General features: G+C 71.4%; 19 protein-coding genes, 1 tRNA gene and 2 pseudogenes. 8 read left to right on the top strand and 14 right to left on the bottom strand.

The annotated features are described in order from the left end of the window. Positions 1-24 precede the first annotated feature (24 nt). From EV378_RS02230 to EV378_RS02220, 3 genes are all read left to right on the top strand, one after another. Entirely contained in the window at positions 25-795 is a 771-nt protein-coding gene (locus tag EV378_RS02230; RefSeq protein ID WP_132421092.1) for a DUF5995 family protein, read from the top strand. Between the two features lie 103 nt (positions 796-898). Then, complete coding sequence (locus EV378_RS02225) at positions 899-1,573, top strand: LuxR C-terminal-related transcriptional regulator (protein ID WP_132421091.1); 675 nt, start codon at positions 899-901, stop codon at positions 1,571-1,573. A 328-nt stretch (positions 1,574-1,901) separates the two neighbouring features. Continuing rightward, positions 1,902-1,975: transfer RNA gene (locus tag EV378_RS02220), tRNA-Pro, on the top strand. Between the two features lie 386 nt (positions 1,976-2,361). Here the strand turns inward: EV378_RS02220 and EV378_RS36140 are convergent. After that, positions 2,362-2,586 (bottom strand): hypothetical protein, encoded by a 225-nt coding sequence (locus EV378_RS36140; protein ID WP_243653225.1) that lies wholly within the window; start codon positions 2,584-2,586, stop codon positions 2,362-2,364. Between the two features lie 65 nt (positions 2,587-2,651). Then, a pseudogene (locus EV378_RS36995) lies at positions 2,652-2,804 on the bottom strand (helix-turn-helix domain-containing protein); the annotation flags it as partial. A gap of 425 nt (positions 2,805-3,229) precedes the next feature. Here EV378_RS36995 and EV378_RS02210 point away from each other — a divergent pair. The 3 genes from EV378_RS02210 to EV378_RS02200 are packed head-to-tail and all read left to right on the top strand — an operon-like array spanning position 3,230 to position 4,252. Next, positions 3,230-3,463, top strand: coding sequence for a hypothetical protein (locus EV378_RS02210; protein WP_132421089.1), 234 nt, complete (start codon positions 3,230-3,232; stop codon positions 3,461-3,463). Between the two features lie 26 nt (positions 3,464-3,489). Beyond that, the gene (locus tag EV378_RS02205; RefSeq protein ID WP_132421088.1) at positions 3,490-3,948 is read left to right on the top strand and encodes a hypothetical protein; all 459 of its coding nucleotides are present in this window, start codon (positions 3,490-3,492) and stop codon (positions 3,946-3,948) included. Then, complete coding sequence (locus EV378_RS02200; protein WP_132421087.1) at positions 3,917-4,252, top strand: plasmid stabilization protein; 336 nt, start codon at positions 3,917-3,919, stop codon at positions 4,250-4,252. Before EV378_RS02205 ends, EV378_RS02200 begins: the two co-directional genes overlap by 32 nt. A 33-nt stretch (positions 4,253-4,285) precedes the next feature. On the opposite strand, the gene EV378_RS02195 is transcribed toward EV378_RS02200, so the two are convergent. The 5 genes and pseudogenes from EV378_RS02195 to EV378_RS02180 all read right to left on the bottom strand — a co-directional run bounded on the left by EV378_RS02195 (position 4,286) and on the right by EV378_RS02180 (position 7,785). Continuing rightward, entirely contained in the window at positions 4,286-5,440 is a 1,155-nt protein-coding gene (locus EV378_RS02195; RefSeq protein WP_132421086.1) for a 5,10-methylene-tetrahydrofolate dehydrogenase, read from the bottom strand. Positions 5,441-5,444: 4 nt separating this feature from the next. Then, positions 5,445-5,798 carry a hypothetical protein gene (locus EV378_RS02190; RefSeq protein WP_132421085.1) on the bottom strand — a complete coding sequence of 118 codons (354 nt, stop codon included), beginning with the start codon at positions 5,796-5,798 and terminating at the stop codon, positions 5,445-5,447. A 283-nt stretch (positions 5,799-6,081) separates the two neighbouring features. Continuing rightward, entirely contained in the window at positions 6,082-6,396 is a 315-nt protein-coding gene (locus tag EV378_RS02185; RefSeq protein WP_279389640.1) for a DUF1206 domain-containing protein, read from the bottom strand. Next, positions 6,388-6,492: pseudogene (locus tag EV378_RS36675) on the bottom strand (hypothetical protein); the annotation flags it as partial. The gene EV378_RS02185 and the pseudogene EV378_RS36675, both read right to left, overlap by 9 nt. A 117-nt stretch (positions 6,493-6,609) precedes the next feature. Then, entirely contained in the window at positions 6,610-7,785 is a 1,176-nt protein-coding gene (locus EV378_RS02180; protein WP_132421083.1) for a hypothetical protein, read from the bottom strand. Positions 7,786-8,077: 292 nt separating this feature from the next. Here EV378_RS02180 and EV378_RS02175 point away from each other — a divergent pair, with 292 nt between their 5' ends. Then, a complete protein-coding gene (locus EV378_RS02175) occupies positions 8,078-8,587 on the top strand; it encodes a hypothetical protein (protein WP_132421082.1) in 510 nt (169 codons plus the stop codon). Between the two features lie 107 nt (positions 8,588-8,694). Further along, positions 8,695-8,859: a hypothetical protein gene (locus tag EV378_RS35160; protein ID WP_165922108.1), complete on the top strand. Its 165-nt coding sequence runs from the start codon at positions 8,695-8,697 to the stop codon at positions 8,857-8,859. A 288-nt stretch (positions 8,860-9,147) separates the two neighbouring features. Here EV378_RS35160 and EV378_RS02165 read toward each other — a convergent pair whose 3' ends face one another. From EV378_RS02165 to EV378_RS02135, 7 genes are all read right to left on the bottom strand, one after another. Then, entirely contained in the window at positions 9,148-10,065 is a 918-nt protein-coding gene (locus EV378_RS02165; protein WP_132421081.1) for an IS5 family transposase, read from the bottom strand. A gap of 114 nt (positions 10,066-10,179) precedes the next feature. Then, positions 10,180-10,413: a DUF2267 domain-containing protein gene (locus EV378_RS02160; protein WP_132421080.1), complete on the bottom strand. Its 234-nt coding sequence runs from the start codon at positions 10,411-10,413 to the stop codon at positions 10,180-10,182. After that, complete coding sequence (locus tag EV378_RS02155; protein WP_207908552.1) at positions 10,410-14,525, bottom strand: Pls/PosA family non-ribosomal peptide synthetase; 4,116 nt, start codon at positions 14,523-14,525, stop codon at positions 10,410-10,412. Before EV378_RS02155 ends, EV378_RS02160 begins: the two co-directional genes overlap by 4 nt. 150 nt (positions 14,526-14,675) lie before the next feature. Beyond that, positions 14,676-15,896, bottom strand: coding sequence for a heparan-alpha-glucosaminide N-acetyltransferase domain-containing protein (locus EV378_RS02150; RefSeq protein ID WP_132421079.1), 1,221 nt, complete (start codon positions 15,894-15,896; stop codon positions 14,676-14,678). A gap of 68 nt (positions 15,897-15,964) precedes the next feature. Next, positions 15,965-16,354: a DUF2267 domain-containing protein gene (locus EV378_RS02145; protein WP_132421078.1), complete on the bottom strand. Its 390-nt coding sequence runs from the start codon at positions 16,352-16,354 to the stop codon at positions 15,965-15,967. A gap of 192 nt (positions 16,355-16,546) precedes the next feature. After that, complete coding sequence (locus tag EV378_RS02140) at positions 16,547-17,377, bottom strand: alpha/beta fold hydrolase (RefSeq protein WP_132421077.1); 831 nt, start codon at positions 17,375-17,377, stop codon at positions 16,547-16,549. Positions 17,378-17,999: 622 nt separating this feature from the next. Beyond that, positions 18,000-18,788: a SigB/SigF/SigG family RNA polymerase sigma factor gene (locus tag EV378_RS02135; protein WP_243653224.1), complete on the bottom strand. Its 789-nt coding sequence runs from the start codon at positions 18,786-18,788 to the stop codon at positions 18,000-18,002. Positions 18,789-18,838 lie beyond the last annotated feature (50 nt).

Below are 18,838 nucleotides of genomic sequence, written 5' to 3'. Positions count from 1 at the left end.
GTTACGGACTCACGGGAGGCGGCCATGACGGTGATGACCGACAAGGCTCCGGTGTCGCAGCGGGCGCGCTCCCTTGCGCAGCTGCTGGCGATCACTCCGGACGACGTGCCCGGCGTCGTCGATCTCCTGCGCAGGCTCCAGCCGGTGCTGGAGAGCGGTCCCCGCGGGACCGAGGACAGCGTCGCGTGCTTCACCGTGCTCTACGAGCGGATCGCCACCGACGTGCACGAGCAGGTCCAGGACCCGGACCGGTTCCGGGACCCGGAGTTCGTCTCCCGGCTCGCGGTGGAGCTCGCGCGGCGCTACTTCGCGGCGCTGCGCACCTTCGTGACCGGCGGCCGGCCGCCACGGGCGTGGGCGGTGCTGTTCGACGGGCGCAGGGACGCGGCCGTCGGTCCGCTGGAGTTCGCGGTGTGCGGCGTCAACGCGCACGTGAACCTCGACCTGGCACCGGCGGTCGTCCGGACCTGCACGGTGCTCGGCCGCCGGGGACTCGGCAGCACGGAGCACCACGACTTCCAGGAGCTCGGCGCCGTGTTCACCTCGCACCTGTGCCGCCTGGCGGAGCACCTCGGGGCCCGGCTCGGACGTGAGATCGGCGGAACGTACCTGGAGAGGCTGCTGGACGGGGCGCCGAGCCTCACGGTGGTGGTCGCGCGGGACGCCGCATGGCGTTGTGCCGAGCACCTGTGGGGCCTGCGCAGCCGTCCGGCGGAGTACGACCGTGAGTGTGAGGCCATCGACTGGCGTGCCGCGATGATGGGCCGGGGGGTCCTGTCCATCGGGGCGCTCTGACGCCCGCCCGGAACGAAACACCTCGAATCTTCGACGGGCGGGCGTCATGCCATCAATGATCACGCACATCGCTACCGGCTCTAGAGGAGTGGCGGACAGCGCGATGGACGAGAACAACCCCCTGACGACCAAGACGATCGTGATCGTCGACGACCACGAGCTCGTCGGTTGGTCACTGGCCTCCAGCCTGCGCGGCGAGGGCGAGGACGCCCACTACACGCCGGCTCCTGCGTTCCAGGACGTCGTCGACACGCTCGGCCGGTTCGAGCCGGGCCTGCTGATCCTCGACCTGGACCTCGGGCGCGACCGGCAGGGACAGCGGATCGACGGCGTCGACCTGATCCCTCGGCTGCGCAACGACGGCTGGCGGATCCTGGTCCTGTCCGGCAGCTCCAACCCGACCCGGATCGGCGAGTCCCTGGCCGCGGGCGGCTTCGTCTGGGTCTCGAAGAACGCGCCGTTCCCGGTCCTGCTGGGCGCGATCCGCGAGACCGTGGCCGGCCGTTCGGTGCTCCCGGCGGCCCGCCGCCAGCAGCTGATCGACCTGTACCTGAACCACGAGAAGGAACGCCGTGAGGTCCAGGAGAAGCTGGACCGCCTGACCCCGCGCGAGCGCGAGGTCCTGGGCCTCCTCGCCGCGGGCAAGCGCGCACAGGCGATCGCGGAGCACTTCGTGGTCTCGTTGCCGACGGTCCGGACGCAGGTCCGCGCCGTACTCGGCAAGCTGGAGGTCAGCTCGCAACTCGAGGCCGTGGCTCTGTACCGACGGGCCGGGTGACTGCCACCTCCGGCGGCGTTCGCGACGTCCGGGCGGGGGCGACGACGTTCGGGCAGCCGCCCCGGCGTTCCGGAGTCGGTCGCGGCGTTCCGGCGGTGGCCCCGCGACCACAACGTGCCACCCGACCATCTCGGCGCGACCGAGTGGCACGGTACGGCGGTCGCGAGCGCCACAACGTGCCGCTCGATCCTCGTTACCTGGTCGAGTGGCACGTCAGGGCGATCGGTGGCCCGGTCTGCCCAGCGCTTCTCCCGGCCGGGACGGTGGTGAACCCGCGATCGGGTCGGACGCGGGGTGCGGTACTGTGGTCATGCCCCGCGAGGGGCATCGGGACGTGGCGCAGCTTGGTAGCGCACTTGACTGGGGGTCAAGGGGTCGCAGGTTCAAATCCTGTCGTCCCGACACGGCGCATCGGGCGGTGTCTCAGACGGAGACACCGCCCGTTCTGTGTCTCTGGTCTGCACAAACGCGCGCGCTGTTGATCTACCGCCCGGTCCTGCCTCCGAGCGGCGACAGGCTCCCACGTGGCCTCCTGGCCACATGTGGTCGCAGTGTGGTCGTAAGTCGCCGACGCTGTGCGGAAGTAGCTGCCGCGAGATCCCGGTCAGCTGGGGTGGTGGTGATCGCAGCGTGGTCGCCGGTGGCGTCCGTTCCTTCGAGGTCGCGTTCAGCGAGCGTGGGTGCGGCGTCGATGGCGTCCACGGCTTGGTGGGCGACATGACGCAGCAGGTGGCCGTAGACCTCCGTGGTGGTGGAGAGCGTCGAGTGGCGCATGGTCTTGGAAGCCATCACGAGGTCTGCCACATCTGGTTCGGCATCGCGGCCTCGAACCGCAGATACGACGACCGCGGGCGTTTTCGTGGTTGCGGGGTGATCTGGGTGTGGCGGCGCAGGATCCGCCACACCGTCGCCGCCGACACCACGATCTGGTCGTGCTGGTGGAGGTGCCAGCAGATCGTCTGCGCGCCGGCATCCAGGCCCTGCTCGGCCAGGGTCTTACGGAGCTCCAGCACGCGCTCGACGACTCGCTCACCCGCGGCGGCCGGTGAATGGTGTGGGCGTTTCGAGCGCGGCGCGAACGCGGCGCGAACTCGGCGGCGTCGCCCTCGGCGCGGTAGCGGGCGACCAGCCGGCTGATCCACGGCTGCGAGACGCCGTAGGCGCGGGCGACCTCGCTCTGCGAGCGCCCCTCGAGCACAACGGCGGTGATCACCAGCCGGGCCTTCGACATCATCCACAGTGGCCACCACGGCTATGCGGATGTCTTGAGACATGCTATGCGCGCCCCTCCACCTTCGAGGGTGTGGAGGCGTTCTGGACGTTTCGTTACCGATCTCGGTCGACCGGTCGCGGTCGCCTGCCTCGACGTCGGCGTCGGCGGTGCTGCGTTCGCGCACACCGACCTTGCCAACGAGCTGCACATGATCGCGATCAACTGCACCGGGCTCGCGCACACAGCCAAGCGGGTAACCCGCGCCATGCTTGTCCCGGGCCACGGCCGGATCCTGGTCGTGTTGTCGATCTCGGCGACGACGCCGACTCCGTACGCGACCGTCGACGGACCCACCAGGGCGTTCGGGTTCTCCTGCGCGGAGTCACGACCGTCCGCGCCCGGCGGCGCACACAGGCGATCTGCTCGCGCCGTTCGTGGCCTGGATGGCCACCCAGGAGCTCGCCGAGCACGTCCGGCGCAGCCACCGGGAGGCGGTGGAGGCGTTCCTGAACTGGGGTCACACCGACGGCGGCCCGGCCGAGGGCCGCCGCCAGCGCTACGAGGAGCACCTCCCCGGCATCGCCCGGAGCGTTCCGCGGGGACACGCACCGCCCTGGACTGCTACCGGGGATTACTGCCGGCTCCGGTCGCGGACCCTGACCGTCGAGGGGCACTGACGGCGACCCGGAGGAACCGTCTCCCCGTGTCGACGCCGCGCCTGCGGGTACCCGTCGCCCATGAGCGGAAGCTCGACCCCGGAGGACGCGGCCGGCACCGTGCTGGGCGTCGAACCCGCCGGCGAGGCGAGCAGCGGTACGGCACGCTCGTGCACTGGGGCTACGGCACCGCGTGGGGCGCCGTGCGGCGGCTCGTCGCGGCCACCGGCCTGTGCGGACCGGCTGCGGCCACCGCCCACTTCGCCCTGGTGTGGGGTGGTGAGCAGGTGGTCCTACCGGCCACCGGCGCCGGCTTCCCGACGCCCCGGTACGGCGCCGTCGCGCCGGCCACCGACGCGCTGCACCACGTCGTGTGCGCGGTGGCGACGTCCGCGGCCTACGAGTGGCTGGACCCGCAGGCGCACGCGCTGAGCGACCGATCGTCCGACGCAGATCCCGATGAGAGGAGACCCCGTGCCCCAGCAGGCGTGGAACGACAGGCGTGAACGGCAGTACGAGCACATCAAGGAGTCGACGAAGGAGCGCGGCAGCAGCGAGGCCCGCGCCGAGGAGATCGCCGCGCGCACGGTGAACAAGGACCGCGCCCAGACCGGCGAGTCCCGGCAGGCGAGCAAGACGTCGACGCGGGACGTCCCGCCGGAGCACCGGGGCGGGAAGCGCTCCGGCAAGCGCGAGGGGCCGCAGGGCGAGACGAAGCAACAGCTCTACGACGACGCCAAGCGGGCGGGCATCTCCGGACGGTCGTCGATGACGAAGGACCAGCTCAAGAAGGCACTAGGCGACCGCTGACCCGCCGCGACGGTGCGGGGCCCGGCACCGGGCTCAGCTCCACGCGCGGCGCTCGCGCTCGCGGTGCCCGTAGGTGGCCTCCCGCACCGCCGCGGTGTCCTCGAGCCCGGAACCGACCGCACCGGCGACGGTGCCCATGACCGCGCTCATCAACGCCACGCGCAGGTAGTCGGAGACGCCGACCGGGTGGCCGAGTGTGGCCTGCAGGAACGCCGGGGTGATCACTGACAGGGCGGCGCACACGGCGAGCACGAACAGCGCCGTCGAGAACACCAGGGTCCCCAGCGTGACGGTGAGCGTCGTCCCGATGTTGCGCAGCACGGTGCTGGGCCGGTCCCGGCGCCCGGACGCGCTCCCGAGCTCCCACAGCCGGTGGCCGGTGATCACCCAGGTCACGTGCACGACGAAGGCGCCCACGACGACGAACGCCAGCCGGACCGGTGGCAGCGAGTCGGCCAGCAGCCAGATGCTCGAGTAGAAGATGCCGAACGCGCTGCCGGCGAGCGCGCCGCCCATCGCTGCGGAGAGCCCCCACACCAGCCGCCACGGCCGGTTGGCCCGCACCATCCCGGCTACCAGCCGGACGAGGCCGGTCGCCCGGGGCGCGATGATCTCGCAGCTCAGGTCGGTGTCGTACTCGGCGGGGTCGCGGACGGCGACGTCACGCAGCCGGTGCAGCGACCGGGACCGCCGCATCGGCGTCCGGTCCCCGTCGCAGACCAGGGGAGGGGCCAGATGCTCGACGAGCGTCGCGACCAGGCGCATGGCCCGCCGGACCACCCTAGTCGCGCCCAGTGCGGGCAGCGACACCACGGCCAGCGCGTCGTCGGCGCCCACCTCGGCGAGCACGACGCCGTTGCCGTCCCGCAGCGGCGCGTCGGTGAGGCAGATCGCCAGGCAGTCGTTGTCCCTGACCCGATGGCGGGCCTTGTCGACCATGCGTTCGTAGTCCGGCACCAGTGCCTCGAACGGGTCCTGGACGACGTCGATCCGCCATCGCACCGCGGTGTCGCCGAGCCGGTCGGGCAGCAGGTCCGGCAGGTGGCCCGCGAGTCGGTGCGCGACCGTGGCCGGGAGGTCGGGGTCGGCCAGCAGGCAGACCTCGACTTCCCGCGTCCCGGCCACGGTCACCGGCTCGTCCGCGCGTCCGGCCGTGCCGCCGTCCCCCGCCGTGTCCGCCGCGTCCACCCGGTCACCTCCGGGCCGACCAGTCGGTCAGGGAGTACACCGTCACCAGCGTGGCGCCCGCCGCGAGGAAGTAGCGGAGCGTCCGGCGTTCGTGCAGGCTGCCGGCCAGCAGGGGCAGCCCGACGAACACGGGGAGGCTGTTGCGCTCGACCGTGCCGTGGGTGGCGAACGGGACCGCGCGGCGAACCGCCAGGGGCTGGTCGTGCAGGGCGTTCAGCCCGCCCTGCACGAGCCCGAATGCCCCGAAGATCGTGCGGGCCCGGCGCGGGAGCCGGAGCAGCCGCAGAATGGTGAGGTTCAGGGCGAGGAACCCGTAGTCGAGTGCCCCGTGCAGTCGCGGGGTGATCGGTCGGCGCATGGTCCGGCGGTTACCCGGCCGCCGGTCCCTCACACCCCGCCCGGCCCCGCTGATCGCCGTTTTGACCCGGCCGCGACCGGAGCCGCGCCGTGCTGGTCTCCGGCGTCGCGTCGGTGCCCGGACACCACCGCGGCGGACATCCACGCCGGCGCCCGAGGCGGGCCGGGCGGCGGATCGCGCCGCAGACCGTCCACGGCGTGCTGCGGGCCTGCGCCGAAAGCGGGCTCGTCGCCGTCGATGAGCCTGGACGCTCCGCGAGGTTCTCGTCCCGCACCGACGACAGTCACGCCCGCCGGTAGCGGGCGTCGACCAGGCAGTACACGCCGTACGCGGCCAGCCCGGCGGACACGACGAGCAGGGGGAGTACGCCCCGGCCCGCCACGGCGACGCCCCGCAGCGCCTCGTTGACGCCTCCCGTCCGGACGGGGTCGCCGTGCAGGGCCGCCTCCGCGAAAAGAAGCACGCCGACCGCCCCGAACACGACCGCCCTGGCGAGGTTCCCGTAGGCGCCGAGCACGGCCGCGACCGCACGGACGCGGCGGGGCACGCCGTCGACGAGATCGCCGAGGAACGTACGAGCCGCACCGGTGAAGATCATCGTCACGGCCACCGCGATCACGAACGCGGCCAGCGCCGCGACCAGCCACCGGCCGCCGGGCAGCACCAGCAAGGTGGCGGCGGCGACCTGCGGCCCGGCCCGTCCGGGCGTCGGGTGCCGGGGTTACAGCGATCCGTGATTTCTCGTCGGCGTCCTGATCGGGTCGGGGCGAGGCGAGATGGCGCTCCGAGACGTATCCCGACACGGGCTCAGTCAGGACGACGAGGACGGAGTTCCGCCGGTTTCGTCGTTCTGGCCGATCTTGTCGCGGCGCTGGCGCTCGCGGTAGCCGTACGCGGCCCGCCGGACGGCATCCTCGCTGTCGAGGCCGGATCCCAGCGCGCCGGCGACGGTGGCCAGGCCGGTGGCCAGCCAGGCGAGCATCAGGTGGTCGGCGAGTTCTGGTGGGCGGCCCAGGCTGGAGGCGAGGACCGAGGGTTCGAGCAGGAACAGCGACCCGAGCAGGATGAGCACGTACACGGCCGCGGCCATGACCAGGACGCCGATGCTCAAGGTCAGCACGGTGGAGGCGTTGTACAGCCACGTCTCCTCCCGCTCGCTGTTGTCGCGGGCGCGTTCCCAGAGGTGGTGGGCGCCGACGATCCAGGCGACCATCAGCGCGACCGACACCACGGTGGTCAGGACGAGCTTGCCCACCCCGAGTCGGGTGGACAGCAGCCAGATCGTCGAGGTGATCGTCAGGTAGGCGCTGGTGCCCAGTACGGCGGCCAGGGCGGAGCGCATGCCCACGATGAGGCGCCAGGGCTGATTGGTGCGCACCATGCCGGCGAGCAGACGAGCCCGGCCACGCCATGGGGTCGTCACGTAGCGCCGGGTGTGCCGGTAGTCCTCGGTGTGGACGACGCGGACCGGTTGCAGGTGTCGTGCGGTCGCGCGCCCGATGCGGCTCGGGTGGTGTTCCCCGTGGTTGAGGCCGGCGTCGGAGGTTTCGGTGAGGTCGGCGACCAGGCGGACGACGGCGTTGCGGATCTTCTGGTGCTGCAGGAACGGTCCGAAGCCGGGGAGCGAGAGGCCGGCGATTCGGCGATTGTGGTCGAGGTCGGCGAGGATCGGTTGGTCGTCGTGCTGCATCGGGAGATCGGTGATGTAGATGCCGATGTCCCACTCGGTGTGCGCGGTCTTGTCGGCTACCGCGTCGAGTACCTCCCCCGGAGCCTGCACCGAGGCGGTCACCGGGTGGGTCATCGTTCGCAGGTCCCACACGATGCTGCTGTCGATCTGCGCAGCCAGTATGTCGGGGAGGTCGTCGACCAGCTTCTCGGCGATCTCCGCGGGCGTGTCGGGGTCGGCGAGCAAGCCCACGACGAGAGTGCGCTGTTCATCCTCGGTGGTCGAGTCAGATGCTGTTTGCTGCTCGAGGTCATTCATTCGTCCTCCTCACTACCTCCCGCCGACCCCCATCGGCCGCAGTAAGCCGGTCATCCACGCGCAGCCGGCGCAGCCCTCGGATTACCCCGGCCGAAATCAGCCATGCGATCAGGGAGCCGCGGATCAGCGGTTGTGTCGGTGGCCGGGTGGGGGCGGGTCGGCCGCGGCAGGTCGAGACCTTGGTCCCGCGAACCCGGACACCAGCACACCGAGCGAGGCCAACCCCGGCCGGGTACCGGCCGAACCGAGCGCGACCACCCGAGCAGGACGACAAGGACGAGGAGGACCAGACGTGAGCACCGCCGGTACCACTACCGCTGCTATCCCCGGCATCGCGCCGGTGCCGACGCCCGCCAGCGGACCCGGGCGTTCGCGCGTCATCGGCCCCTACGCCACCGTATACGCGATTCGGCTACCCGAGCTCAACGCGATGATTACCGACGTCCTCGCCCGGCCGGTCGGAGTGTTCGCCCTTGGGGTGCTTCTGCTGGGCGGCGGGCTGGTGATCGTGGGCGGTCACTGCAATTGGCGCGGCCCCGCCGCGGTTGTCGTGTCGCTGTTCGGATGGTTCGTCACCCTGAGGGGCGTCTTGCTCATCGCCACACCGGGCACCGTCCAGGCCAGTGTGGACTCGGTGATGGCCTCGCCATCGGCGATCCTGGCGTTCCGTGCGTTCTTCGGCGCGCTGGCCTTGGTTGGGCTGTTCCTCGCCTGGGTGGGCTGGTTCGGCAACCGCGTTACCGCGGTCGAGAGCGGCACAGCCGAGCGTCCCGCCACCTCCGGGCGTGGCGCCGACGGGTGAACACCGCGACCTCACAGTGAACACGTGCGCCAGCACCCGCTCCTGATGTCGCCGAGCGAGGACATCAGTGGGACACCACAAGTTATGTCAGCGACAGGAGATCGTGCATGAGCCTGGAACGCCCCGCCGGCCGTCCGGTCCGGATCCGGATGGTCGAGGACCCGGCTGGCCCGCTGGAGGCACAGTTCCGCGCGCTGGCCGCTAGCGGCCGTTTCCCGCCGCTGCTACGGCTGGCCCGCATCAACGCCGACCACGACCACGACCACGTTTAGAACGGACTTCCCGAACTCGTGCAACGCCCACCGTGCGGCTGCTCGCCGCGACCGCGGTGCGCGACCGGGCCGCTGGCCGAGCGGAGCCGGGGTCGTCGCCGTTCCCGGCGACGCATCCTGGACGCCGCGGCCGGGCTGCTGCTCAACGCTGGGTCGACGCTGACCCGGTTCGGGGTCTTCGAGGCCGGGATACATACCGCTCGCGACCCCGCCTACACCATGGTCCCGCAGCGGGAACGCCTGCGGCGACGGACTCCCTGAGGAGCGAGGAGATCCGATGTGGTCGGTCTAGAGCCTGTTTGATAAGTTGCGGAGCCAGGTGTTGATGGTGGCGATGTGGACCGTGGCTTCGTAGCGGACGGCGAGTTTGTCGTAGCGGCTGGCGACGGCGCGGTGTTGTTTGAGCTGGTTGATGCCGCACTCGACGGCGTGGCGCTGCTTGTAGGTCTCGGCGCAGAACATCGGTGGACGGCCTCCTCGGCTGCCGCGGCGCTGGCGGTGCCCGATCTGGTCGGCGGGTTCGGGGATGGTGGCGGCGATCCCGCGTCGTCGTAGGTAGGCCCGGTTGGCCCGGGAGCTGTAGGCCTTGTCGGCCAGCACCCGATCCGGGCGCACCCGCGGACGGCCGGGCCCGAAGCGGGCGACCCGGACCCGGTCGAGCACCGGGCCGAACTGCGGGCTGTCCCCGGCCTGACCAGCCGTCACGATCAGCGAGAGTGCTTTGCGGCCTTGTTCACAGGCGAGATGGATCTTCGTGGACAGGCCGCCACGGGAGCGTCCGAGTCCATGATCGTCGGGTTCGGGGGCGCCGTGTCCGCCGGGCGGCTCCCGCTGGAGCTCGGGTTGTCGGCGGGCGCCGGCAGCGTGCTGGTGGGCTCGCGCGATCGTGGAGTCGACCGACAGGTCCCAGGTGATCAGCCCGAGACCGTCGGCGAGCCGCTGCAGCGCCGCCCACACCCCGGCCCAGGTCTGGTCGCGCTGCCAGCGACGGAACAGCCCGTACACCGACTGCCAGGAGCCGTAGCGTTCAGGCACGTCGCGCCATGGGGCGCCGGTGCGGATCCGCCAGCAGATCCCGTCGATCAGCTGGCGGCGGGTCCAGATCGGGGGTCGCCCGAGCGCGCTCACCGGCGGCAACAACGGCTCCAGCAGCCGCCACTGCGCGTCGGTGAGGTCCTTGCGTCCGCCCGCGGGTACGGTCCCCACGAGGTCTCCGGGTGGATGGTCTTCTTGGTCGTTGATCCATCTACCGGAGACCTCACCTGTCTCAGGTCACCGACACGCGACTCCGAGACCAAAGATCGACTTCATAAACACGCTCTAGTCCCCCGGCGCGACGGAGTGCTGTCCACCGCCGCGGGGCGGCTGCGGTGTGACCTGGCTACGCAAACTCGGCGGCAGGATGTCGGAGAACGTGCGGGCTTCGTCGGGGGAGAGGTTCTCGGCCATCGACCGCAGCACCGCGACCGAGGCCTCGGTCGCGCGTCCGGTGTCCGGTAGCCGCAGCTCGCGCTGCACGCGGGTCAGGAATGCCTCGTCTGTCGGGTGGCTCATCGTGTGGTGACTCCATCCGGTGTCGTTGTGCGGTCTGCGGGGGTGGCGGTGCGGACGGGCTCGGCCGGGTTGCCGGCCCAGCTCTCCCGGGCGCCGATCTGCTCGCCCTTGAGTAGGAACGAGTCGGCGGCCAGCCGGGCCCCGTCGCCGAGCGACGTGCCGTAGTGCACGAACGCCCGCACGCCGAGGGTGACGCCGTCGCCGACGCGGACGCGGTCGCTCTCGAAGCGCCCGTCCTCCAGCGAGTGGCACTGGACGACGCTGCCGGCGTTCAGCACGGCCTCGTCGCCGATCTCGACGAGCGACTTCTCCGGGAAGCTGGCGCCGTCGTCGAACACCCGGCGTCCGACGCGCAGCCCGGCCAGCCGGTTGCTCCACACCGCGAACGGCGTGCCCGGCAGGATCGGCCGGACGTAGAACTTCCACAGGCGCTCGTGGAACCAGAAGTAGCGGTCGTAGATCGAGCAGGACCGCGGGCGCAGGCGCCGGAAGCCCAGCACGGCCCGCTCCAGCAGGGCCGAGTACCCGGTCAGGACCACGGCGCCGACCAGTACGGCCGGGCCGAGTGCGAGCACGCCGAACGTGGGCCACAGCCCGATCGAGATCGCCGTCGGCACCAGGCCGAGCGCGACGCCGAGGCCGCGCAGACCGAGCACTGTGGCGACGGTGCCCGCGTTGTAGCGGTTCTTGCGCCGCAGCGCCGCGGCCAGCCCCTCGGGGGACTCCGGGGCACCGGAGTCGCGGTCGGTACTGCTGCGCGGGATCTCCATCGGCGGGGAGCCGAGCAGCCCCGTGTCCTCCCGCACCGGCCCGTCGACGGGGACCATCACCTTCGTCGCGAGCAGCACGTTGTCGCCGGTCCGCGCGCCGGCGGGCATGTGCACGTCGTTCCCCACGAAGTTGCGCTCGCCGATCCGGACCTCGCGCGCGGCGAACGAGTCGTGCGAGAACTCGACGTTCATCACGCGCAGACCGTCGGAGACCATCGTCCCAGTGCCGACCGAGGTCAGCGTCGGTGAGTCCTGCCGCAGCTGGGTGCCGAAGTTCGAGCCGGTCTGTTTCAGCGGCCGCAGGTCGTAACCCAGCCCGCGGGCGTAGGAGGTGACGAACGAGCTGTCGCCGAGCAGCAGCACCAGGAACCGCGAGTTTCCGATCGTGGTGATCAGGCGTTGCGCGACGTCGTGCGCGCCGTAGAGCGGGTACGTCCGCCCCGGCACGACGAGCAGGGCGAGCAGCCGCGGCAGCACCAGCACTGCCGCCAGCAGCAGGGTCACCAGGACCGTGTAGCCGACGACGACGGTCGCCAGACCGGCCGCGTAGAACTGCCAGCTCGACGCGATGTCGCCGCCGGTGCGGCCGAACAGCGCGGGCACCCGCGGTGCCACCCAGCCGTAGAGCGCGGTCGCACCACCCAGCACCACGGTGCCCGCGACGAGCCCGAACAGCGCGGTGACCAGACCGAACACGGCCCGGCGGGCTCGTCCGGAGCCCACCGGTGCGACCGGGCGGTAGTCCGCGCCGGAGGCCTTCCGTGCGGGCGACCCGTGCCAGACCTCGCCCGCCGGGACGGCACCGCCCGGGTGCAGCGCCGAGCTGTGCCCCAGCTGCGCGCCGTCACCGACCGAGGTGCCGACGTCGAGCACCGATGCCTGCCCGACGACGGCGTCCGCGCCGACGTCGACCCGGCCCAGCTCGAACGAGCCGGGGACCACCCGGTAGCCGTTGAGGACGACCTCGGGATGGATCACGGCACGCTCGCCGATGTGGACGAGGTCGGCGGCGACCGGCACCTCGCGCGTGAACACGACCGCGCCACGGCCGACGTGCGCGCCCAGCATGCGCAGGTAGAGCGTGTAGAGCGGCGTGCCGGCGGCCAGCCGCATCGGGCTGGCCCGGACGAGCAGCCTGAGCGACCAGAATCGCAGGTAGCGCTCGCTCCACAGTGGATGGGTCGACTCGTGGAAGCGGCCGACGAACAACCACTTCACCACGACCGGGAGCAGCGAGAGACCGACGAGCACACCGGACGCGACGGCGGCGGCGCGGCCGGCGAGTGTCGTCCAGCCCTCGGCGGCACCCATCCAGGCGTAGGCCTGGGTCAGTACCAGCGCCACGGCGAACCCACCGGTGACCAGCAGCACGGCTTGGCCCAGCCCGGTGAGCGCGTGCGCGAGCGAGCCGGTCCGGCGTACCGGCCCGGCGTCCTCGACCGGGGCCGACGATCCGGCGACGGGACCGAGGTTCTCGGCCAGGTCCCGGACGGTCGGGTGCTGGTAGACGTCGCGCGCGGAGACCGTCGGGAGGTCGTCGCGCCGCCGCACCGCCGCCGTGAACCCGGCCATCAGGAGCGACGTGGCGCCGAGCTCGTCGAAGAAGTCGGCGGTGACCGAGACCTCCTCGACGCCCAGTGCCTCGGCCAGCGCCTCGGCCATGCCACGCTCGACGTCGTTGTCCGGCTCGACGTGTTCGGTCGGGGCGCCGACGCGGGTCGTCGGAGCGGGCAGGTTCGTGCGGTCCGCCTTGTCCTGGGTGGTCATCGGGATGACGTCGAGCTGCTCGAGGTAGCTCGGCACCATGTAGGCCGGGAGCTGTTCGCGCAGCCGGCTGCGGATCGCGTCCCGGTCCGGGGCTGGCTCGCCCGGGCGGGCACTGTAGTAGCCGACGAGCTCCGGGTTCCCCGGCGGTGCCTCGTAGGTGTCCACCACGGCCTGCGTCACCCCGTCCGCACCGAGCAGCACGGACTCGATCTCGGTGAGCTCGATGCGGTACCCGCGGATCTTGACCTGCAGGTCGACCCGGCCCCGGTACTCGATCTCGCCGCGGTCGTCGACGCGGCCCAGGTCTCCGGTGCGGTAGAGCCGCCCGGACGGGTTCGACGGCAGGTCGAGGAAGTCCGGGACGAACGACGCGGCCGTCTTCTCGTCGTTGTTCAGGTAACCGCGGGCCAGGCCGATGCCGGCGATCGCGATCTCGCCGGTCCGGCCGTGCGGCAGCGCACGTGTTGGGTCGTCGCGGTCGAGCACGACGATCGCGTACGTGGGCAGCGGCCTGCCGATCGTCACCGGGCGGTCCGGGTGCAGTGACGTCCAGGTGGCCGTCACGGTCGCCTCGGTCGGCCCGTAGACGTTGAGGAACCGGCGGTCGTCGCGGTACCAGCGCCGGACCAGGTGCTGCGGGCACGCCTCGCCCGAGACGAGTAGGAACCGCAGGTCGGGCAGGTCCGGTGTGAGCGTCGCGAGCAGTGTCGGCACGCAGCACATCGCGGTGATCCGGCGTTCGGTCAGGAAGTCCTGCAGGTCGTCGCCCACGAGCGTGACGCCGGTCGGCTTCGGGACGAGCGTCGCGCCGGACAGCCACGTCGTCCAGATCTCCTCGACGGAGAAGTCGAACGCCAGGGTCAGGCCCTGGTACATCCGGTCGTCCGGCCGGACGCCGTACTCGTCGGCGGCGACCCGCACGAAGTTGCAGATTGCCGGGTGCTCGATCGCGACGCCCTTCGGGCGCCCGGTCGACCCCGACGTGTAGATGACGTAGGCGAGGTCGTCGGCCGCGCCGCTGCCGCGCTCGTCGTCGCGCAGGCGAGCCGGGTCCTGGTCGCGTACGTCCTCGAGGTCGTCGCAGGACAGCACGGTGACGCCGTGGTCCGCCGCTCGCGCGGCCAGTCCCTCGACCGCCCCGAGCGCCGCGTCCCGTGTCAGCAGCGCCGTCGCGCCGGCGTCGTCGAGGATGTACTCGATGCGATCGGCCGGGAAGCCCACGTCCATCGGGACGAACGACGCCCCGATCTTCAGCGTGGACAGCATCGACACGAGACCGCCGGTCGGCTGGTCGAACAGCAGCCCGACCCGGTCTCCGGCGCGGATGCCCTGGTCGCGCAGCAGCCGCGCCATCCGGTTCGCCCAGCCGTCGATCTCGGCGTAGGTCAGCTCGATCTCGCCGAGGTCCACGGCGACCGACTCGGGCCACCGGTCGCACGCCTGCTCCCACAGGTGCTCCAGGCGCTCACCCGGAAACGTCCGGGGCAGCTCGAGGTCGTCACCCGCGACGAGCACCCGCGACATGTCCGGTTGTGAACCGCTCCAGGCGCTGACCGGCGCGGTTGGGTCGTCCACTGCGGGTGACGATCCCGTGTCCTCCCCGGTCCGCGGCGTGCTCGACAAGTCCGTCATGCAGGCGGGCTACCCGTCGATATGCGGGACGCATGCACGGATCGGCAGGTGGCAACGATCACCGGCGGTCCCCCCGAACCGATCGCCGCGCCGTTACGAACGTGTCATCGGGTGAATGGTGAATCGGTCCGCCGCCGGGCCGCGGGCGGCGTCCCGGGCGCGGTGCGTGACGGCGGTGACCACGGACTCCAGCGGGCCTCGCCCGACGAACCGGCGCCAGACGTGACCGAGGACGAGCGCGACGACGACCTGCACCAGGTAGCCCGGCCACGGGTCGAAGTCGTCGAGCGGGGAGTTCATGAACAGGATCGACGCCGTGTAGATCGTCAGCGTCATCGACCCGGCCGCGGCGAGCGGGGACAGCACGGACCGGAGGACCGTACGACCCAGCAGGACGGCCGCACCGATCACGGCCAGCGCGGAGCCGATCGTCACGAGCAGGTCGAACGGCGTCCCGGAGTGCGGGGACACGGCGGTGAGCCACCACCACGTCGTCGTCGGCGAGGTGCCCGACGGGTCGGTGTACACGTAGTCCCACAACGACGCGTAGTCGGACAGGTTCTCCGGCGGGGTGACCCGCCCGATGGCGTCCATCCCGCCGCCGGGCAGGAGCAGCAGCAGCGAGGCGCCGGTCGCGACGACGGCGAGTGCGACGCCGCCCGCGAGCAGGCGCGTCGCCGTGCGGACCGCGTCCAGGCGCAGCCGCCCGACCGCGATGCCCACGCTCAGGTAGGCCATCCAGGGCAGCGCCGGGTAGGTGCCGGTCAACGTCAGCTGCTCGAGCAGCCCGGCCGGGTGCTGCACCGCGTCGGCGAACGACGGGTTGCCGCTGATCCCTTCCGGCAGAACCGAGCGAAGCAGGTGGGACAGGACCGGCATCGCGACGACGACCGCGGCGGCGGTCCCGGTCAGCGCCCGCGCGGACAGGCGCACGAGCGGGACGGCCAGCGCGAACATGACCGCGTAGTAGGCGAGGATCACCGAGGCGATGTCGGAGTCCGTCCAGCCCCCGAGCGCGAACCCGATCAGCAGCAGGAGCCCGGCCCGGGTGAGCAGCGTCGCCGCCGCGGCCCTCCGGTCCGGCCGATCACGGACCGGCGCACGGCCGGTCATGAACGCGATCGCGACGCCTGCGAGCACCGCGAACAACGCCGCTGCTCTTCCGCCGACGATGTAGTACACCGGGTTGGTGACGCCGTCGTCGGTGGTCATCAGCAGCGCGTGGGCGGCGATCATGCCGAGCAGCGCGACGCCGCGGGCGATGTCGATCCCCGCGAGGCGGGACGGTCGGTTCGTCGATGCGGAAGCGATCATCCCGCCGCGGGTTGCCGTCCGGCGGCGCCGCCACACCCCGGGTGACGTGTTCCACCGCCGGCTTTCACTCAGCGGTGCTGGACCGGCTCGGTCTGCACCAGGTCGTCGTAGTCGGCGGGAAGCTGGGACGTGAACTTCGTGAACTCGCCGTCGGTGACCGCCACGGCCACGGCGGCCATGGTGGCCCGCGCGTGCTGGCGTGCGCGGGAGTGCGGGACGCCCTCGTCGTCGGCGACGCGCCGATAGAAGTCCTCGAGGTCGAACCCCTGTCCAGGGGCGTCCGCGGGCAACAGCGATCCCAGGTCACCGGGCAGCTGCGCCGCGAGGTTGGCGGACTGGCCGCCCTTCAGGCGGTATCCGAGTACCCGCAGTGTGGAACGCACGGCCCGGTCGGCCGAGTCACGATCGGCGATGTGGGCGCTGTCGGCGACGGCCTTGACGAGTTGTTCTTGATCCATGTCCGTCGCCTACCCGCCGCCGGCGGGGCGGACACACCTCAGACTCGCGCGGCCGGGCCGCCGAGCCGCGCGCGGAGTCGAACGAGGAGACGGCCGCCGGTGGTCGACGTCCGGGAGGCGCCCATCGTGCCGAGGCACAGCCGTCGGCCATGCCGCCGCGTAGCCGGGGTAGCGCCCTGATGCCGGGTGCGATCAGCTCTTCAGGAAGTCGAGTAGGGCGTTGTTGAACTGCTCGGCGTGCGTCGTGTTCAGACCGTGCGGACCGCCCTCGATCAGCTCGAGCCGGCTGTTCGCGATGATCTCGTGCGAGCGTTTGCCGCTGACCTCGAACGGGACGGTCGCGTCCGCGTTGCCGTGAATGACCAACGTCGGAACGTCGATCGTGGACAGGTCCGCACGGAAGTCGGTCCGGCCGAACGCGGCGATGCAGTCCAACGTGGCCTTCGGTGAGGCGAACTCGGCCATCGACCGGTGGTAGAGCCGGGTGGGCTCGCTGACCAGGAGCCGGTCGGACGAGAAGAACGTCGTCGTGAACTCGTCCAGGAACGCGATCCGGTCGCCGCGTACCCCGTCCTCGAACTGCCTGATCGCGTCGTCGTCGAGGCCGCCGTCCGGATTGTCGTCGCTCTTGTAGAGGTAGGGCGGGACGGCGGCGGCCAGCACGGCCTGCGCCACCCGGCCGGAGCCGTGCCGGTTGAGGTACCGGACGACCTCGCCTCCGCCCATCGAGAACCCGACGAGTGTGACGTCCGTCAGGTCCAGCGAGGTCAGCAGCGCGTTCAGATCCTCGGCGAGCGTGTCGTAGTCGTACCCGACCCAGGGCTGTGACGACTCGCCGAAACCGCGGCGGTCGTAGGTGATCACGCGGTATCCGGCGTCGACGAGTGCCGGAACCTGTTTCTCCCACGAGCGCTCGGACAACGGCCATCCGTGGATCAGGACGACCGGTCGTCCCGTGCCGTGGTCCTCGTAGTGCAGCTGGATCGGCTTGCTGTTCTCGTTGCCCACGGAAATCCGGGTCACGGAGTGTTCCTCTCTAGTGGGGATCTGGCTCAGTCGGCGCGAGCGTCGATGTCGCTGAACGCTGTTGAGGCGGCCTGGCTGGGATGGCGCACGAGCGATGCCCGGGCTACCGGTTCACGGGACGCGTTCCCGGCAAGATCGGCTCGAAACAGGCTGGGGTCGAGCCGGGGTTCCGAGGATGCGCCGGCGTGAACCGGGAAGCGGACGCGCGGCGGGCTCTCGCGATCGCCCGATGAACCCGAGGCGGACTGCACGCTCACAGAGTTCAGGAGGCGGTCTACCAGCGCCTGGCCGTACATACGAAGTCGGTGTGGCGCTCACCGGATCCACCGGCTCGCCGGCTGTGATCGACGGTGCAGCCGATGAACCGACGCAGGCAGTCGATCACCCGATCCCGGTACTCCCGCCGCGGTGCATGATCGAAGGTCCGCGGACGACATGAAACGTCATCGCGCCTGCGATGCCGATCAGCCACGTTACCTGCCAGAACGTGTTCCCGACGACCGCGATCAGGCCGGTTGACACGAGCCCGAGCTGTCTGGCAGGTCCGTACCACCAGACGATCAACCGGCCCGCCATCAAGTCCTCTCCATCAGCTGCGCAAGGTCGCTGACCGCCCGTTTCAGGCCTCCTCGGCGCTCAGCCGGGTGCGGAGTCGCTCCAGAGTGCGGCTGAGCAGGCGGGACACGTGCATCTGCGAGACGCCTATCCGTTCCGCGATCTGGATCTGGGTGTACTCGCCGTAGAACCGGAGCAGCAGGATGGTGCGTTCCCGCTCGGGAAGTTCATCGATCACCCGTCGGAGATCGCCCTGGTGTTCGACGAGATCCAGGGCCGGGTCGTGGTCCCCGACCCGCTCGGCCAGCGGCTGGCCGCTCTCCTGATCCGGCATGTCCAGGGACTCGGTCCGGTAGGACTCGAGGGCGCCGAGAGTCTCCACGACATCCGATACGTCCACGCCCAGCTCCTCGGCGAGCTCGCTCGGTCGCGGTGAACGTCCCAGCCGCTGGGTGAGCGCGATCGTCGCCCGGTTCACGCTGACCGACATGTCCTTCAGGCCTCTCGGGACCCGGAGGGACCACGTGTGGTCACGCAGGTGGCGCAGCATCTCGCCGCGGACACTGGGCACGAGGTAGGCGAGTGCCCCTCCGGTCGCCGAGTCCGGGTCGTAGCGGTCGATGGCCTTGATCAGTCCGACCGTGCCGACCTGCTCGATGTCCTCGGCGGAATGCGGGCCCGAGTAGCGCCGGGCGAGGTTGCGCACGAGCGGCAGGAACTCGCGGATCAGCCGCTCGCGCCGGTCGTGGTAGCCGCGGTCACCGGGGTCCGCGTCCACGTGCCGGCGCAGCTCCGGTTCGAGGTCGTCGTACGCGTGGATCCCGGTCCGCTGCCGTGGCCCGGGGTCGGGCATCGGCGACGGCACGGGCGTTAGAGCCGCCGTCGGGCCAACGCAGTCCGATC

Source organism: Pseudonocardia endophytica (assembly GCF_004339565.1).
Lineage (GTDB): Bacteria > Actinomycetota > Actinomycetes > Mycobacteriales > Pseudonocardiaceae > Pseudonocardia > Pseudonocardia endophytica.
The sequence above is the reverse complement of the archived record's forward strand: the minus strand, read 5'-3'. Positions and strand labels throughout refer to the sequence as shown.

Bases quoted from the DNA above. Each gene is read 5' to 3' on its own strand.
- EV378_RS02230 (WP_132421092.1), top strand. From the start codon at position 25: ATGACGGTGATGACCGACAAGGCTCCGGTGTCGCAGCGGGCGCGCTCC.
- EV378_RS02160 (WP_132421080.1), bottom strand. From the start codon at position 10,413: ATGAGCCACCCGACAGACGAGGCATTCCTGACCCGCGTGCAGCGCGAG.
- EV378_RS02225 (WP_132421091.1), top strand. From the start codon at position 899: ATGGACGAGAACAACCCCCTGACGACCAAGACGATCGTGATCGTCGAC.
- EV378_RS02185 (WP_279389640.1), bottom strand. From the start codon at position 6,396: ATGATCTTCACCGGTGCGGCTCGTACGTTCCTCGGCGATCTCGTCGAC.
- EV378_RS02150 (WP_132421079.1), bottom strand. From the start codon at position 15,896: ATGATCGCTTCCGCATCGACGAACCGACCGTCCCGCCTCGCGGGGATC.
- EV378_RS02190 (WP_132421085.1), bottom strand. From the start codon at position 5,798: ATGCGCCGACCGATCACCCCGCGACTGCACGGGGCACTCGACTACGGG.
- EV378_RS02180 (WP_132421083.1), bottom strand. From the start codon at position 7,785: ATGAATGACCTCGAGCAGCAAACAGCATCTGACTCGACCACCGAGGAT.
- EV378_RS02135 (WP_243653224.1), bottom strand. From the start codon at position 18,788: ATGCCCGACCCCGGGCCACGGCAGCGGACCGGGATCCACGCGTACGAC.
- EV378_RS02145 (WP_132421078.1), bottom strand. From the start codon at position 16,354: ATGGATCAAGAACAACTCGTCAAGGCCGTCGCCGACAGCGCCCACATC.
- EV378_RS35160 (WP_165922108.1), top strand. From the start codon at position 8,695: ATGAGCCTGGAACGCCCCGCCGGCCGTCCGGTCCGGATCCGGATGGTC.
- EV378_RS02210 (WP_132421089.1), top strand. From the start codon at position 3,230: ATGGCCACCCAGGAGCTCGCCGAGCACGTCCGGCGCAGCCACCGGGAG.